The sequence below is a fragment of the Roseovarius sp. genome, from assembly GCF_040223625.1.
Lineage (GTDB): Bacteria > Pseudomonadota > Alphaproteobacteria > Rhodobacterales > Rhodobacteraceae > Roseovarius.
Map to the genome: position 1 here is coordinate 1 of NZ_JAVKFX010000055.1, position 14,361 is coordinate 14,361.

The 14,361-nt window shown below is 67.0% G+C and carries 14 protein-coding genes and 1 pseudogene; 10 read left to right on the top strand and 5 right to left on the bottom strand.

The genetic code is table 11. The features are described from left to right. The first annotated feature begins 186 nt into the window (after positions 1–186). From csgH to RLN94_RS16420, 4 genes are all read left to right on the top strand, one after another. A complete protein-coding gene (csgH, locus tag RLN94_RS16405) occupies positions 187–492 on the top strand; it encodes a curli-like amyloid fiber formation chaperone CsgH (protein ID WP_350133117.1) in 306 nt (101 codons plus the stop codon). Between the two features lie 12 nt (positions 493–504). After that, entirely contained in the window at positions 505–1,089 is a 585-nt protein-coding gene (locus RLN94_RS16410; protein WP_350133115.1) for a hypothetical protein, read from the top strand. An 82-nt stretch (positions 1,090–1,171) separates the two neighbouring features. After that, entirely contained in the window at positions 1,172–1,585 is a 414-nt protein-coding gene (locus RLN94_RS16415) for a curli assembly protein CsgF (protein ID WP_350133113.1), read from the top strand. Between the two features lie 65 nt (positions 1,586–1,650). Next, positions 1,651–2,730 carry a CsgG/HfaB family protein gene (locus RLN94_RS16420; RefSeq protein WP_350133111.1) on the top strand — a complete coding sequence of 360 codons (1,080 nt, stop codon included), beginning with the start codon at positions 1,651–1,653 and terminating at the stop codon, positions 2,728–2,730. 43 nt (positions 2,731–2,773) lie between these two features. Here the strand turns inward: RLN94_RS16420 and RLN94_RS16425 are convergent, their stop codons facing one another. Beyond that, the gene (locus tag RLN94_RS16425) at positions 2,774–4,027 is read right to left on the bottom strand and encodes a cation:proton antiporter (RefSeq protein ID WP_502949418.1); all 1,254 of its coding nucleotides are present in this window, start codon (positions 4,025–4,027) and stop codon (positions 2,774–2,776) included. A gap of 290 nt (positions 4,028–4,317) precedes the next feature. On the opposite strand from RLN94_RS16425, the gene RLN94_RS16430 reads away from it, so the two are divergent. After that, positions 4,318–6,447, top strand: coding sequence for a DEAD/DEAH box helicase (locus tag RLN94_RS16430; protein WP_350133107.1), 2,130 nt, complete (start codon positions 4,318–4,320; stop codon positions 6,445–6,447). Between the two features lie 22 nt (positions 6,448–6,469). Here RLN94_RS16430 and RLN94_RS16435 read toward each other — a convergent pair whose 3' ends face one another. Both RLN94_RS16435 and RLN94_RS16440 read right to left on the bottom strand, forming a co-directional pair. After that, positions 6,470–6,904, bottom strand: coding sequence for a CBS domain-containing protein (locus tag RLN94_RS16435; RefSeq protein ID WP_350133105.1), 435 nt, complete (start codon positions 6,902–6,904; stop codon positions 6,470–6,472). Positions 6,905–6,964: 60 nt separating this feature from the next. Then, positions 6,965–7,860: pseudogene (locus RLN94_RS16440) on the bottom strand (LysR family transcriptional regulator). 103 nt (positions 7,861–7,963) lie between these two features. On the opposite strand from RLN94_RS16440, the gene RLN94_RS16445 reads away from it, so the two are divergent. Further along, positions 7,964–9,463 (top strand): CoA-acylating methylmalonate-semialdehyde dehydrogenase, encoded by a 1,500-nt coding sequence (locus tag RLN94_RS16445; RefSeq protein ID WP_350133101.1) that lies wholly within the window; start codon positions 7,964–7,966, stop codon positions 9,461–9,463. 16 nt (positions 9,464–9,479) lie between these two features. Here RLN94_RS16445 and RLN94_RS16450 read toward each other — a convergent pair whose 3' ends face one another. Together RLN94_RS16450 and RLN94_RS16455 are read right to left on the bottom strand one after the other, a co-directional pair. Further along, positions 9,480–9,917 carry a hypothetical protein gene (locus RLN94_RS16450; RefSeq protein WP_350133099.1) on the bottom strand — a complete coding sequence of 146 codons (438 nt, stop codon included), beginning with the start codon at positions 9,915–9,917 and terminating at the stop codon, positions 9,480–9,482. 5 nt (positions 9,918–9,922) lie between these two features. Continuing rightward, complete coding sequence (locus tag RLN94_RS16455) at positions 9,923–10,324, bottom strand: hypothetical protein (protein WP_350133097.1); 402 nt, start codon at positions 10,322–10,324, stop codon at positions 9,923–9,925. Between the two features lie 84 nt (positions 10,325–10,408). On the opposite strand from RLN94_RS16455, the gene RLN94_RS16460 reads away from it, so the two are divergent. The 4 genes from RLN94_RS16460 (at position 10,409) to coaD (ending at position 14,031) form a co-directional block, all read left to right on the top strand. Further along, positions 10,409–11,455, top strand: a complete 1,047-nt coding sequence (locus tag RLN94_RS16460; RefSeq protein WP_350133095.1) for an NAD(P)H-dependent flavin oxidoreductase — start codon at positions 10,409–10,411, stop codon at positions 11,453–11,455. Between the two features lie 116 nt (positions 11,456–11,571). Further along, entirely contained in the window at positions 11,572–12,180 is a 609-nt protein-coding gene (locus RLN94_RS16465) for a hypothetical protein (protein WP_350133093.1), read from the top strand. 96 nt (positions 12,181–12,276) lie between these two features. Beyond that, positions 12,277–13,410, top strand: a complete 1,134-nt coding sequence (locus RLN94_RS16470) for a carboxylate-amine ligase (protein ID WP_350133091.1) — start codon at positions 12,277–12,279, stop codon at positions 13,408–13,410. Between the two features lie 123 nt (positions 13,411–13,533). Beyond that, positions 13,534–14,031, top strand: a complete 498-nt coding sequence (coaD, locus tag RLN94_RS16475; protein WP_350133089.1) for a pantetheine-phosphate adenylyltransferase — start codon at positions 13,534–13,536, stop codon at positions 14,029–14,031. Positions 14,032–14,361 lie beyond the last annotated feature (330 nt).

Below are 14,361 nucleotides of genomic sequence, written 5' to 3' on the forward strand. Positions count from 1 at the left end.
ATTTATCACGGGGCGGGGCGTGACCGGGGGAGGGGTCCCGCGCGGCTTCGCCCCATGCATCGGGTCGCCACGACATGACCTGAGGCCGAACGTGACGATGGAGCCTTTCAAGACGTGATACATCTTGTCCGCTTTCTGCTCCTCGCCGGGCTTGCAGGGGCCGCTTCAAGCGGGAGTGCACAGGGTTTGACACAGCTTGCCTGCCGGGTCGTCGTCGAGAAGAACGACGACCTCGTTTCCGTCTATGCGCTGGCCCAGGCCAGCCAGCCGGTCACCGTCGACTATTCGCTGGAGACCACCAAGATCAGTGCATCGGGCACCGGCACGACCGCGCAGTCCGGCACACAGGATATGCAGGTGGGCAAGACGCAGGTTCTGTCGCAGGTCACCTACCGGATCGAACCCAAGGGGTGGCTCGAATTCGGTCTGACGGTCACCGACCGGCTGACAGGGGCCAAATGCGAAGCAAGCGAAGCGGTCAGCCCAATCTGAAGGAGTGTTGACGTGAACTTTACGGATTTCATCAAGGATCTGAGGACGGCGGCGGCCTCAGTCGCGCTTGGCGCCGCCATGTTCGCCGCGCCCGATGTCGCCATGGCGCAGAGCCCGGAAGTGACCATCGAACAGGTGCAGCCCGGCCGGGGCGGCAGCCGCACGGGCTATTACCAGGATACCACGGGCACGGGCAACGACACCGGCGAGTACGTTCCGGTGCAACTGGCGACCGGCGGCACGCAGTTCGCCATCGGGTCGGCCAACCTGTCGGCGATCAGCCAGAGCGGCAACAGCAATTTCGCCTCCGTCAACATCAACGGGGTCGGCAACCTGACGCTTCAGGACCAGCGCGGCGCGTTCAACACCTCCGAGGTGGACGTGGTGGGCTCGGCCAATCGCGTTCTCGTCAATCAGGAGGGCGTCGGGCTGCAATCGGATATCAATCTGAATGCCGCGAACGGGCAAACCGTTGTCCATTTGCAACGCGGCCGGGCCACGTCGCGCACCGCGACCCCGATTGACATAGGAAACGCGGGCCCTTCCGTCACGGTTGTACTAGACACACCAAGAGGTCGCCGAGTCGTCACTAAATAGCCATTCTGTTTCGTTAGGCGCTTTTCAACGGCTGACTGGTAACAGTAGATTTTTGAGAGTTTTTACGTTGGGGAGGGATTGAATGAGATACATTTTAGTCTTGGCCAGTTGCGCCTTTTGCGGACACGCCTCCGCGGGCGACCTGGTGTACCAGCCGATCAATCCGTCTTTCGGGGGCAACCCGTTGAACAGTTCGCACCTGTATCAGGGGGCGGATATCCAGAACCAGTTCCTCGACGATGGCAGCCGGTTCGACGATCTCTTCGAGGAGCCGTCGCTGGCCGAGGAATTCGCCGAGGCCATCCGGAACGGCATGATCTCGATCGCCGCGGGCGAGTTGATCGACTCGATCGTGCTGCAGGAAAACCCGACCGGCACGATGGAGCTTGACGGGGCGATGGTGACGTGGGTCACGCAGGGCGACCGGGTGGTGATCACCGTGAACGACGGTGTCACGACGCAGACCCTCGATATCCCGGTTCCGGTGATCAATTGAATTCCAGAATACGAAGGGCGACGGATTTGAGTACCAGTAAGTTTCGCAAAGGGGCCCGCCTGGCGGTGACAGTTCTGTTGGCGGGGGCCGTCATCGGCTGCACCAAGCCCGACCCGTTCAAACCGGGCCGGAACGACGTTCCCGCCCGCATCCTGCCCGACACGCAGACCAGCGCGGCCCTGAAGAACCTGTCGGCGCCGGAGCGCAAGATGACGCTGGCGGTCTACGAGTTTCCCGACCTGACCGGACAGCACAAGCCCAGCGAACGGTTCGCCGAGTTCTCGCGCGCCGTCACGCAGGGGGCGGATGCCATCCTGGTCGACGTGCTGACCAAGGCGGGCCGGGGCGAATGGTTCGACGTGGTGGAACGGCGCGGCCTGACCAACATCCTGCGCGAGCGCCAGATCATCCAGGCCACCCGGTCGGAACACGAGGGCGAGGAGGCGAGGCCGCTCAACCCGCTGACCTTTGCCGGCGTGCTGATCGAGGGCGGTGTCGTCGCCTATGAATCGAACCTGCGCACCGGCGGGCTGGGGGCGCGGTATCTCGGCATCGGCGCGCATACGGAGTATCGCGAGGATTACGTGACGGTGAACCTGCGGCTGGTCAGCGTCAGCAGCGGCCGCGTGCTGCACAGTGTCACCACCTCCAAGCAGGTTTATTCGACGCTGGTGCAGGCCAACGTCTTCCGTTTCGTCTCGAGCGACGCGCTTCTGGAGATGGACGCGGGCTTTACCCGCAACTCGCCGCCGCAATTCGCGCTGCGCGAGGCCATCGAACTGGGCGTTTTCGCCATGGTGCTGGAAGGCCGCGACCAGGGCCTGTGGGATTTCAAGCACCCGGCCCAGGGGCAGCGGGCGATGAAGACCTACCTGGAACGCAACCCCAACCTGAAGGCGCGGCAGGGCACGCCGGTCGTGGTGTCGCGCGATGACACTGCCGAGCTGTTCGCCCCGATGCCGCTGGCGGATGTCGACGCGCGCTGGCTGGAAGAGCCGCTCCCGCAGGACGAGGACCGTAGGTCGCTTGCCGATATCCGGCCGGTGGCCCGCGCCACTGCGGCGCCCGAGACCGCCAGGCTCGGCCCGCAGCCGGAGATCGTGGCGATCGCCGACATCGGGGCCACGGAGACCGGGACCAACTGAGCGGCGCGCCGGGCGCGGCCCCGGCCGCGCCCGGCGGGCGGTCTCAGTCGTCCTTGATCCGCTCCATTGCCCAGCCGACGCTGAAGCCGTGCAGGATGGTGGAGAGCAGGATCACGAGACCCACCAATGTCCAGAGCTGGGATTCGTTGGTGAATTCCATGTGGCTGCCGGCATAGCAGAGATAGTAGATCGAGCCGATGCCGCGCACCCCGTAGACCGAGACGACGGCGCGGTCGCGCCAGGGCATCGGGCTGCCCAGCAGGCCGAGCCAGCCCGAGACCGGCCGCACCACCAGGATCAGCAGCAGCGCGAAGACCACGTGGACCCAGTTGAGGTCCGCGAAGAGCAGGGGCAGCACGGTGCCGAGCGCCACCAGCAGCACGGCGGTCAGCGCGTGCTCGATCGATTCGGAGAAATCGTGCAGGCGGCGGTGGAAATGGTGGTCCTGCTCCACCCGCCGCAGGGTGAGGCCCATGACGGCGACGGCGATGAAGCCGTAGCCCTCGGCCAGCTCGGTCGAGCCGTAGCAGAGCAGCACGCCCGCCAGCGCCACCACGCCCGAACCGGTGTCGGCGAGGACCGCGCTTTTGGGGACCGAGAAGAGGACGTAGCCCAGCACCCGCGCCCCGGCCCAGCCCATCGCCGCGCCGACGGCGATGCGGTAGATCACGTCGAGCAGCACCCAGTCGATCAGCAGCTCGCCCGCCGTCAGCCCGCCGGCGGCGGCAAGCAGGCCGAGATAGACGAAGGGGAAGGCCAGCCCGTCATTGAGCCCGGCCTCGGTCGTCAGCGTAAAGCGGACCGGGTGTTCGACGCCTTCCTGCGGCGGCCCGACCTGCACGTCGGCGGCCAGCACCGGGTCGGTCGGCGCCAGCACCGCGCCCAGCAGGATGGCACCGGCGACGGTCAGCCCCTCGAGCCCGATGCCGAGAAGGGCCACGGCGAGGATGGTCAAGGGCATGGCGATGCCCAGCATCCGGAAGGTGGGCGTCCAGCGGCGCCAGGGGCGAAGCGCGTCGATCCGCATGCCGGTGCCGAAGAGGGCGATGATCACGGTCAGCTCGCTGACCAGTTCCCAGATGCGCGGCGCCTCGCGCGGGTCGGGGAGCGTGGGCAGGTTCGGCACCAGAAGCGCCGCGCCGGCGCCGAACAGGATCATCAGCGGGGCCGAGGCCGGTTCGCGGTCGGAGACGAGGCGGGGCAGCCATTGCGCGAGGATCACGATGGCCCCGATGACGGCCAGGGCGATGTGGTAGGAGCTGAACGCGAAGAAGTCTTCTGGCACGTGGGATGGCATCCTTCGGTTTGGGGACCGGGGGGTATGATACGGGCGTTAACCGATTGAACAAGCGCCATGTTTAACGCGGGCCGCAGCGTGGGTGTTCCGCCCGGAGCATCGTGCGGGCGGCGGGTGTGGCGAATGAGTATTTGTGACCAAGAAGAAGCAGGGGTTGCGTGACGGGGGCATCGGTGTTTTTTCCCGTGTACAGGGCGCGCAAGGCAGGGTAGGAGGGCGCCTTCCAGACCTGTCGCGCGACAGGGGGCGGTGCCGGTGGCGCCGCGTGCTCAAACAGAACGGTTTTCCTGATGATCCAGTCCCTCTCCGATGCGCTCGCCGAGCGCGGTTACGATATTCTGACCCCCGTGCAGGAGGCGGTGACGGCGCCGGAGCTGGCGGGGGCCGACCTGCTGGTCTCGGCCCAGACGGGCTCGGGCAAGACGGTGGCGTTCGGGCTGGCGATCGGGCCGACGCTCTTGGGGGAGGCGGGCGTGTTCGGGCCGGCGGAAGCGCCGCTGGGGCTGATCATCGCGCCGACGCGGGAGCTGGCGCTGCAGGTGACGCGGGAGCTGGGCTGGCTTTACGCCAAGGCGGGCGCGCGGATCGCCTCCTGCGTGGGCGGCATGGACATGCGCGACGAGCGCCGGGCGCTGGAGCGGGGCGCGCATATCGTGGTGGGCACGCCCGGGCGGCTGAGCGACCACATCAGGCGCGGGTCGCTGGAGATGGGCAGCCTGCGGGCCGTGGTGCTGGACGAGGCGGACGAGATGCTCGACCTCGGGTTTCGCGAGGATCTCGAGTTCATGCTGGGCGAGGCGCCGGAAGAGCGGCGGACGCTGCTGTTCTCGGCCACGGTGCCGCCGATGATCGTGACGCTGGCCAAGCATTACCAGCGCGATGCGGTGCGGGTCACCACCCTGTCGGACAGGAGCCCGCATGCGGATATCGCCTACCAGGCGCTGCGCGTGGCGCCGCAGGATGCGGAGAACGCGATCATCAACGTGCTGCGTTTCCACGAGGCGCAGAATGCCATCGTTTTCGCCAACACGCGGGCGACGGTGAACCGGCTGACGGCGCGGTTCGCGAATAGGGGGTTCTCGGTCGTGTGCCTGTCGGGTGAGCTGAGCCAGGCGGAGCGGAGCCATGCGTTGCAGGCGATGCGCGACGGGCGGGCGCGGGTCTGCGTGGCGACGGACGTGGCGGCGCGGGGGATCGACCTGCCGAACCTCGAGCTGGTGGTGCATGCCGAGCTGCCGTCGAATTCCGAGACGCTGCTGCACCGGTCGGGGCGGACGGGGCGCGCGGGGCGGAAGGGGATTTCCGCGCTGATCGTGCCGCCGAAGGTGGGCAAGAAGGCCGAGCGGCTGTTGAAGGGCGCGAAGGTGGAGGCCGAATGGACGGTGCCGCCGGGGGCGGAGGAGATCCTGCGGCGGGACGAGGAAAGGCTGCTGGCCGATCCGGTCTGGGGCGAGACGCCGAGCGAGGCGGAGGCGGAGTTTGCCGCGCGGCTTCTGGCGGAGCAGTCGCCCGAGGCGGTGGCGGCGGCCTATCTGCGGCTGTTCCGGGCGCGGCATTCGGTTCCGGAGGAGCTGTCGGACGTGGCGTCGCGGCCGGAGCCCAAGCCTCGGCCGGAGTTCGGGGCGAGCGTGTGGGTCTCGCTGTCGGTGGGGCGCGACAAGGGGGCGGAGCCGCGCTGGCTGTTGCCGCTGATGCTGCGGGCCGGGGCGCTGGAGAAGGCCGACGTGGGCGCGATCCGGGTGCAGGATACGGAGACCTTCGTGGAAATTGCCGAAGGGGCGGCGGAGAATTTCATGGCGTCGCTGGAGCAGGGCGGCGTGCTGGAGAAGGGCGTGAGCGTGCAGTCCGTCGAGGGGGTTCCGGAGTTCGGGCGGCCCGAGCGATCCGAGCGTCCGGAGCGTCCGGCGGGCGGCGCGCCGAAGCGCGGCGGGGGCAAGCCGTGGCAGGAGAAGAAGGACACGCGGCCGAGGGGGCCCAAGCCCGAGCGGCGAGAGACGGCTGAGCGGGCGGAGAAACCCGCGCGGGCGGAGCGTGGCCCAAGGCCTGAGCGGAAAGCGGAAGCGCCGCGGGAGAAACCGGGAAAGGCGTTCGAGAGGGCTGCGCCCGGCGGGAAGCCGAAGAAACCCTACGAGCCGCGCAAGCCGAAACCGGTGGCAGAAGGCGGGGCGCCGGCGCCGCAGGACACGCGCAAGCCGCGGAGCAAGGGGCCGAAGCCCGGCAAGCCGACAGGGAAGCCGGCAGCGAAGCCTGCGGGGAAGCCGGAGGCGAAGGCCGGTACGGGCAAGCCGAAGCCCAAGGCCAATGCCTCGGACACCTCGAAACGGTTCACACCGCCGGGGAAACCGGGCAAGCCGGCCAAGCCCCGGGGCGGGGTGCGCGGCAAGGGTGGCAGCGCCGTGCCGAAGCGGCGCAAGCCGTGACGGCCAGCGCCGTCAGCCGCCGTCAGTGGCCCATGATCATGCCTTCGAGGGCGGATTTTTCCATCGAGAGCTCCTGAAGCCGGGCCTTGACCACGTCGCCGATGGTGACGATGCCGACAAGCTTGCCGTCCTCGACCACGGGCATGTGGCGAAAGCGGCCCTCGGTCATGCGGGTGAGCACTGCGTCGGAGCTGTCCTGCTTGGAGCAGCAGACGGGGTCGGGCGTCATCATCTGGTCGACGGTTTCCTGCAGGCACTTGGCGCCGCGGGCGGCCAGCGAGCGGACGATGTCGCGTTCCGACAGGATGCCCTCGGCCGCCTCGCCGTCGGAGGAGACCACGAGGCCGCCGATGCGCTTGTCGGAGAGAATCTGTGCAGCATCCGAGACGCGCGTGCCGGGTTTTATGGTGATGACACCGTCATTGCCCTTGGATTTCAGGATCTGTTGCACCAGCATGGCCGGTTACCCCGCAATATTATTCCGTCAATTCAAGGGTCTGCTATTCGATTGTTTCTGTCAAGCCTCGGCCTCGAGCCGGGCCACCTCTGCGCGGATTGCCTCGCAGAAGCTCTGCGCGAAGCGGTTGAGCCGGTCGAGGCGGCGGTCGTCGGCGGGGCGGACGAGGTAGAAGGCGCGGGTGAGGCTGAGCTGATCGGTCAGGAGCTTGCGGGTGCCGGGGAAGAAGGGCATGGCGAAATCATGCATGATGCCGACGCCCGCGCCCTGCCGGATCCAGCCATCTGGACGGCGACGGAGTTGGAGGCGAGATCGACGCGGGTGAGCCCGGCCTCGCCCAGGTAGTCGAGCTCCTTGTCGAAGATCATGTCCTGGATGTAGCCGATGATGCGGTGGTCGTTCAGGTCGTCGAGCGAGGTGATCGGCGGGGCGTCGCGCAGGTAATCCTCGGAGGCGGCGAGGTGGAGGCGGTAATCGGCGATCTTCTGCACCGTCAGCCGCCCGGCGGTGGGGGGCGAGACGGCGACGACCATGTCGGCCTCGCGCCGCGTGAGGTTGAAGAGGCGGGGGAGGGCGACGATCTGGATTTCCAGCCCGGGGTTGGCCCGGCCGATCCGGTCGCAGACCTGCGGCAGGAGGAAATTGGCCGAGCCGTCGGGCGCGCCGATGCGGATCTGGCCGGAGATGCCGGCGGCCTGGCCCGCCATGTCGTCGGCGGCGTCTTCCACCGCCTGTTCGGCGCGGGTGGCGTGGGTCATCAGGCGCTGGCCCGCGTCGGTGAGCGCATAGCCGGTGGGCGACTTGGCGAAGAGCGGCGCGCCGTAGCTGGCCTCGAGCCGGGCGACGCGGCGGCCCACGGTGGCGGGGTCGAGTTTCAGCAGCCGCCCGGCGTGCGACAGGCTTTCGGCGCGGGCCACGGCGAGAAACACTTTCAAATCATCCCATTGCACCTGCATCCTGTTACCCTTTGCATTTATGCAAGACGTTTTTGAGACATTGCCCCTTTTCCATCTATTTTTGCAACGGTAGGGTCGCGCCAAATTCTCATGGAGGAGCGTCATGAAAGAACTGACCCATTATATCGGCGGCGAGCATGTCAAAGGCACGTCCGGCCGGTTTTCCGATGTCTTCAACCCGGCGACGGGCGAGGTGCAGGCGAAATGCCCGCTGGCCTCGACCGAGGAATTCGGCAAGGCGGTCGACATCGCCGAGAAGGCACAGCCCGCGTGGGGCGCGACCAACCCGCAGCGCCGCGCGCGCGTGCTGATGGAATTCGTGCGCCTGCTGAACCGCGACATGGACAAGCTGGCCGAGGCGCTGTCGTCGGAGCACGGCAAGACGGTGCCGGACGCCAAGGGCGACGTGCAGCGCGGGCTCGAAGTGGTGGAATACTGCATCGGCGCGCCGCAGCTTCTGAAGGGCGAGTTCACCGACAGCGCGGGGCCGGGGATCGACATGTATTCCATGCGCCAGCCGCTGGGCGTGACCGGGGGGATCACCCCGTTCAACTTCCCGGCGATGATCCCGATGTGGATGTTCGCGCCGGCCATTGCCTGTGGCAACGCCTTCATCCTCAAGCCGTCGGAGCGTGACCCCTCGGTGCCGCTGATGCTGGCCGAGCTGATGGAAGAGGCCGGGCTGCCCAAGGGCATCCTGCAGGTGGTGAACGGCGACAAGGAATCGGTCGACGCGATGCTGGACCACCCGGTGGTGCAGTCGATCGGCTTTGTCGGATCGACCCCGATTGCCGAGTACATCTATGGCCGCGGCTGTTCCAACGGCAAGCGGGTGCAGTGCTTCGGCGGGGCCAAGAACCACATGATCATCATGCCGGATGCCGACATGGACCAGGCGGCGGATGCGCTGATCGGGTCGGGCTACGGTGCGGCGGGCGAACGCTGCATGGCGATCTCGGTCGCGGTTCCCGTGGGCGACGAGACCGCCGACAAGCTGATCGAGAAGCTGGTGCCGCGGATCGAGAAGCTGAAGGTCGGCCCCTATACCGCGGGCGACGACGTGGATTACGGCCCCGTGGTGACGGGCGAGGCGAAGAAGAAGATCCTCGGCCTTGTCGAGAAGGGGATCGAGCAGGGCGCCGAGCTTGTGGTCGACGGGCGGGATTTCTCGCTTCAGGGCTACGAGGACGGCTTCTTTGTCGGACCGCACCTGTTCGACAAGGTGACGCCGGACATGGATATCTACACGCAGGAGATCTTCGGCCCGGTGCTGTCGACCGTGCGGGCGGGATCCTATGAAGAGGCGCTGACGCTGGCGATGGATCACGAGTATGGCAACGGCACGGCGATCTTCACCCGTGACGGCGACGCCGCGCGCGACTTTGCCAACCGGGTCAACGTGGGGATGATCGGTGTGAACGTGCCGATCCCGGTGCCGCTGGCCTACCACACCTTCGGCGGCTGGAAGAAATCGGCCTTCGGCGATTTGAACCAGCACGGGCCGGACGCCTTCAAGTTCTACACCCGCACCAAGACCGTGACGGCGCGCTGGCCGTCGGGGATCAAGGAAGGCGGCGAGTTCAACTTCAAGGCGATGGACTGACGATAATCCGGCGCGGTCAGTGGATGCTGGCCGCGCCGTTCCGGTCGATGTCCTTGCGGACATGGACCCAGCTCATCAGGTCACGCCTCAGCAGAGCCTTGAGATCCGGACGGACCGCATCACCGGTGTCGGGATCGAGGAACTGGATGGCGTTGTCGCTCGACAGGGCGCAGATGACGCTCGCGACGGAGACGTCATCGAGCTTGCCGCCGCGCCTGTACCAGATCGAGGTACCAGCATCCTCGATATGTTCAGGCCCGGCGAGGATCATCTCCCCGAACCCTTCGATGTCGAGCGAGAAAGCGCGCCAGTAGCCAAGCCCCTTGCGAAGGTAACGGCCAGCCTTGGCGTTGAGGTCGCTCGACAGGGCCTTGAGCGGGGCCGAGGTGGCCAACTCCGCGTCGCAGCCGTGCTGCGCGAGCGCCTTGTCGAGATCGTGGATGTCTTCGCTCATGACCCTTACCTTCTACACCACAATATGGGGATTGCGGCGAATTTTCCACCTTCCCGCGATTTGACGCCGGGCATGTCGAGCGTCCAATAGACTTCACGTACCACGGGCCGGCCGTTCCGAAAGCCGAATTTCGACTTCGGCGTGATGTCGCAGCCGAAGGAATAGGCCGGGGTGCCTGGCTCATGCAGGCCGGGATACGCCTGTACGCACAACCCGCCGGCCAGAACGCGGGCCTCCCGGCCCCAGATTTCGCCGGAAGCTTCGACCTTCTCGTATTCGTCCTGATTGTGGCGGAGAAGGACACGATGGAACACATCGCCAGACGGCATGATGGCAATCCCGGTTGTTTTGGCCTTCCGGGAGGGTGGTTCCGAAAGGTTTAAGGCCGCGTTAACGTGATCGGCCATGGACTGACGGTACATCCTTGACGATAGTGACCGGGCCGCGCGCATCCTGCCGCGGCCCGGTTTCGTTTTGGGGAGGGTGTCACGATGTGGCCTGACACGCGGCTTTGCAAACTGCTGGGGATCGAGCATCCGATCATCCTGGCACCGATGGCGGGAACGACGACGCCCGAGATGGTGGCGGCGGTGTCGAATGGCGGGGGCTTGGGCTCGCATGGCTGTGCGACCATGCCGCTCGACCGGCTGGAGCGGGACGTGGAGGTTCTGGCGCGGTCGACGAACCGGCCGGTGAACCTCAATTTCTTCTGCCACACCTCGCCCGAGATCACCCGCGCCCAGCACGAGGCGGTGCTGGAGGCGCTGGCGCCGTTCTACGCCGCGGCCGGGGTCACGCCGCCCGAGGGCGTGCCGAAGGCGCCCTATGCCCCTTTCGGACAGGCGCATCTCGATGCGCTGCTGGCGCATCCGCCGGCGGTGGTGAGTTTCCATTTCGGCCTGCCCGAGGGCGACGCGGTGAAGGCGCTGAAAAAGCGCGGCTGCCTGGTGTTCAGCTCGGCCACCACGGTGGCCGAGGCGCGCTGGCTGGAGGCGCGGGGCGTCGACGCGGTGATCGCGCAGGGCTGGGAATCGGGCGGGCACCGGGGCGTGTTCCTCGAGCCTGAAAATGACGCGCAGGTGGGGTTGTTCTCGCTTCTGCCGCAGGTGGCGGACGCGGTGAAGGTGCCGGTGATCGCCGCGGGCGGCATTGCCGACGGGCGGGGCATTGCCGCCGCCTTCAAGCTGGGCGCGGCGGGGGTGCAGATCGGCACCGCCTTCATCAGCGCCGACGAGGCCGCGCACAAGCCCCTGCATGACGAGGCCGTGGCCGCGGGCGCCGATGACAGCACGCGGATCAGCCTCGCCGGCTCGGGCCGACCGGCGCGGGCGCACCGGACGCCGTGGCTGGACGCGATGGCACAGGTCGCCACAGCGCCCTTCCCGCTGATGTACCACTACACCGCCGGGTTGCAGGCGGCGGAGGCGGATGCACACCGCTTCTCGCTTTACGGCCAGAGCGCCCGGCTGGCGCCCGGCGGCGACACCGGTGCGCGGCTGGCGGCGCTGGTCGAGGGGGCGCGGCGGGCCTTCGGGTAGGCGTCGCATGGTGGCGGCAGGGGCGGCCCGCGGGCCGTCCTGCCGGGAACATTCCCTCCGGGGCGCCCGTTGACAGGACAGGCGACACAACGCGCCCAATGACCCGGAGGTAGGATATGCAGACGTTACCACTTGCCGTTTTCACGATGCTGCTGGCAGGCGGCCAGCCGCTGCTGGCGCAAAGCACGCAGGAGGATATCGAGGCCGAACAATCGCCGACCCTCGAGATGCCGGACTCCGGCGTCGTCGATGAAGAGGCGGCCGGCGCGGAGGTCGACGACCCCTCGGATGTCGGCGTGGAGACGAATTTTGAATCCGCGGCGGACGAACCGGGCACCGCCCCGGTGACCGACCCGGCGGACGATCCGGAGATGCCGGCCAGCGCGCGGCCGTCCTACGAGATGCTGAACGACAAGCGCAAGCTGATGGACAGCATTCGCAGCAAGACCGCGGCGCCCGACGAGCCGCTGTCGCACCTGGAACATCTCACGGACGTGTACGTCCTGCCGCTGAGCGAGGTGAAGGATCAGGGCAATTACGAGGGCCCGCCGATGGACGAGGTCCTTCAGGACAGGCACGACATCGTGGACGATTATCGTAACCAGATGAACCGCAACCCGCTTGTGCGGCTCAAGCTGGACGAGGCCGGGTTTACTCATGAGGACGTTCTGACCTGGGAAACCGCCGGAACGGTCGTGGCGACCATCGTGGTCGATGACCGCTGAGCCGGTTCGGGGGCGCGCGCCTCTTTGCGCATGAGCCCTTGATTTCCGCCATGCAGGGCGGGGAAACTGGGGCGACCAGTGCAGGAGGGGGCGGGTATGGCGATCGCGGAACCGGAGTTCACCATCGGGATCGAGGAGGAATACCTTCTCGTCGATCGCGACAGCCTCGACCTCGCCGAAGCGCCGGAGGCGTTGATGGAGGCCTGCAAGACCGAGCTGCAGGACCAGGTGGCGCCGGAATTCCTGAAATGCCAGATCGAGATCGGCACCAAGGTCTGTCGAACCGTGGCCGAGGCACGGGAGGATCTGAAACGGCTCATGTCCTGCGTGTCGGACCAGGCGGCCAAGCACAACCTCGCCCCTATTGCCGCCTCGTGCCATCCGTTTTCCGACTGGCGCGAGCAGCACCATACCGACAAGGAACGCTATAACGAGCTGCATGACGACCTCGCCGGCGTGGTGCGGCGGATGCTCATTTGCGGGATGCACGTGCATGTGGGCATTGCCGAGCCCGACCGGCGGGTCGACCTGATGAACCAGCTGGCCTATTTCCTGCCGCACCTGCTGGCGCTCAGCTGTTCCTCGCCGTTCTGGCAGGGGCGCGATACCGGGCTCGACAGCTACCGGCTGACGGTGTTCGACAACCTGCCGCGCACCGGGCTGCCGCCGCGGATGGCCAGTTTCGGCGAGTTCGAGCGCTCGGTGCAGATACTGACCGATCTCGGCGTGATCGAGGATGCCTCGAAGATCTGGTGGGATCTTCGGCCCTCGTCGAAATTCCCCACCATCGAGTCGCGCATCTGCGACGTCCAGCCCCGGCTCGAGCATACGCTGACGCTGGCCGCGCTGACGCAGGCGCTGACGCGGATGCTTTTCCGGCTGGCGACGCGGAACCAGCGCTGGCGGATCTACGACCCGTTCCTCGTGTCGGAAAACCGCTGGCGGGCGCAGCGTTATGGCAGCCGCGAGGGGCTGATCGACCTCGGCCGGGGAGAGATCGTGCCGATGGGCGAGCTGGTGGAGGAGATCGCCGGGCTGATCGCGGAGGATGCGCAGCATTTCGGATCGCTGGAGGAGGTGGAGCGCGCCCAGGAGATCGTGCAGGGCGGCACGAGTTCGGCGCGGCAGCGGCAGGTTTATGTCGATGGGCTCGAGGCCGGCGACGATCCCGCACGGGCGCTGCAGGCGGTGGTGCGGCACCTGATCGACGAGTATCACGCCGACCTCTGAATGGGCCGTGCGGGGTGGCGGCAACGGCGCCGGCTTTCGGTCTGTTTCGGCCTTGCATTCCCCGGCGCAGTATTGTTGCTTGTGCCCGCAAAAGAGCGCCCGGACTGAATGGAGGAGCCGCCCATGCGTATCGGACTTTATCCGGGGACGTTCGACCCCATCACGCTTGGTCATATCGACATCATCCGCCGGGCCTCGTTCCTGGTCGACCGGCTGGTGCTGGGGGTGGCGATCAACCGGGACAAGGGGCCGCTCTTCACGCTGGAGGAGCGCGTCGAGATGATCGAGGCGGAATGCGAGAAGCTGAGCCGCCAGACCGGCACCGAGATCGTCGCGCACCCGTTCGAGAACCTGCTGATCGATTGCGCCCATGACGTGAACGCGACGCTGATCATCCGCGGCCTGCGAGCGGTGGCGGATTTCGAATACGAGTTCCAGATGGTGGGCATGAACCGGGTTCTGGACAGCTCGGTCGAGACGGTGTTCCTGATGGCCGACGCGCATCACCAGGCGATTGCCTCGAAGCTGGTGAAGGAGATCGCCCGGTTGAACGGCGACGTGGGCAAGTTCGTGACCCCGCCGGTGAACGAGGCGCTGAAGGCGAAGTTCGCGGGGAAGTAGCGGCTGGTTCGTCGGCGCTGGGTTCATAGCGTCTGGCTTGAAGGACCGCTGCCGGTTGACGTGGCCAAGAAAGTGACACCGCCTCGCGCGCCCCGGGGCCTGATGTATTTGGGTGAGGAGATGTCGCCGGGCGAGTGCCGGCCCGTGGGGAGGCGCTGCAACGGTGCTGGCTGCCGCTTTTATGGTGCAAAGTACATTCTAACTCGAGACGTCACGCGACACCCGCCAAAGCGCCTGCCCGCCGGGACGGGCCGGCGCTCGCCCGGCGCCGCCCCCAAGCGCCGCGTTTTTGCGGGCGTGTACCAGCCCCCACGTCAGGTAAGAAAATTC

Bases quoted from the DNA above. Each gene is read 5' to 3' on its own strand.
- coaD (WP_350133089.1), top strand. From the start codon at position 13,534: ATGCGTATCGGACTTTATCCGGGGACGTTCGACCCCATCACGCTTGGT.
- RLN94_RS16465 (WP_350133093.1), top strand. From the start codon at position 11,572: ATGCAGACGTTACCACTTGCCGTTTTCACGATGCTGCTGGCAGGCGGC.
- RLN94_RS16450 (WP_350133099.1), bottom strand. From the start codon at position 9,917: ATGAGCGAAGACATCCACGATCTCGACAAGGCGCTCGCGCAGCACGGC.
- RLN94_RS16435 (WP_350133105.1), bottom strand. From the start codon at position 6,904: ATGCTGGTGCAACAGATCCTGAAATCCAAGGGCAATGACGGTGTCATC.
- RLN94_RS16460 (WP_350133095.1), top strand. From the start codon at position 10,409: ATGTGGCCTGACACGCGGCTTTGCAAACTGCTGGGGATCGAGCATCCG.
- RLN94_RS16430 (WP_350133107.1), top strand. From the start codon at position 4,318: ATGATCCAGTCCCTCTCCGATGCGCTCGCCGAGCGCGGTTACGATATT.
- RLN94_RS16445 (WP_350133101.1), top strand. From the start codon at position 7,964: ATGAAAGAACTGACCCATTATATCGGCGGCGAGCATGTCAAAGGCACG.
- RLN94_RS16455 (WP_350133097.1), bottom strand. From the start codon at position 10,324: ATGGCCGATCACGTTAACGCGGCCTTAAACCTTTCGGAACCACCCTCC.
- RLN94_RS16415 (WP_350133113.1), top strand. From the start codon at position 1,172: ATGAGATACATTTTAGTCTTGGCCAGTTGCGCCTTTTGCGGACACGCC.
- RLN94_RS16425 (WP_502949418.1), bottom strand. From the start codon at position 4,027: ATGCCATCCCACGTGCCAGAAGACTTCTTCGCGTTCAGCTCCTACCAC.
- RLN94_RS16470 (WP_350133091.1), top strand. From the start codon at position 12,277: ATGGCGATCGCGGAACCGGAGTTCACCATCGGGATCGAGGAGGAATAC.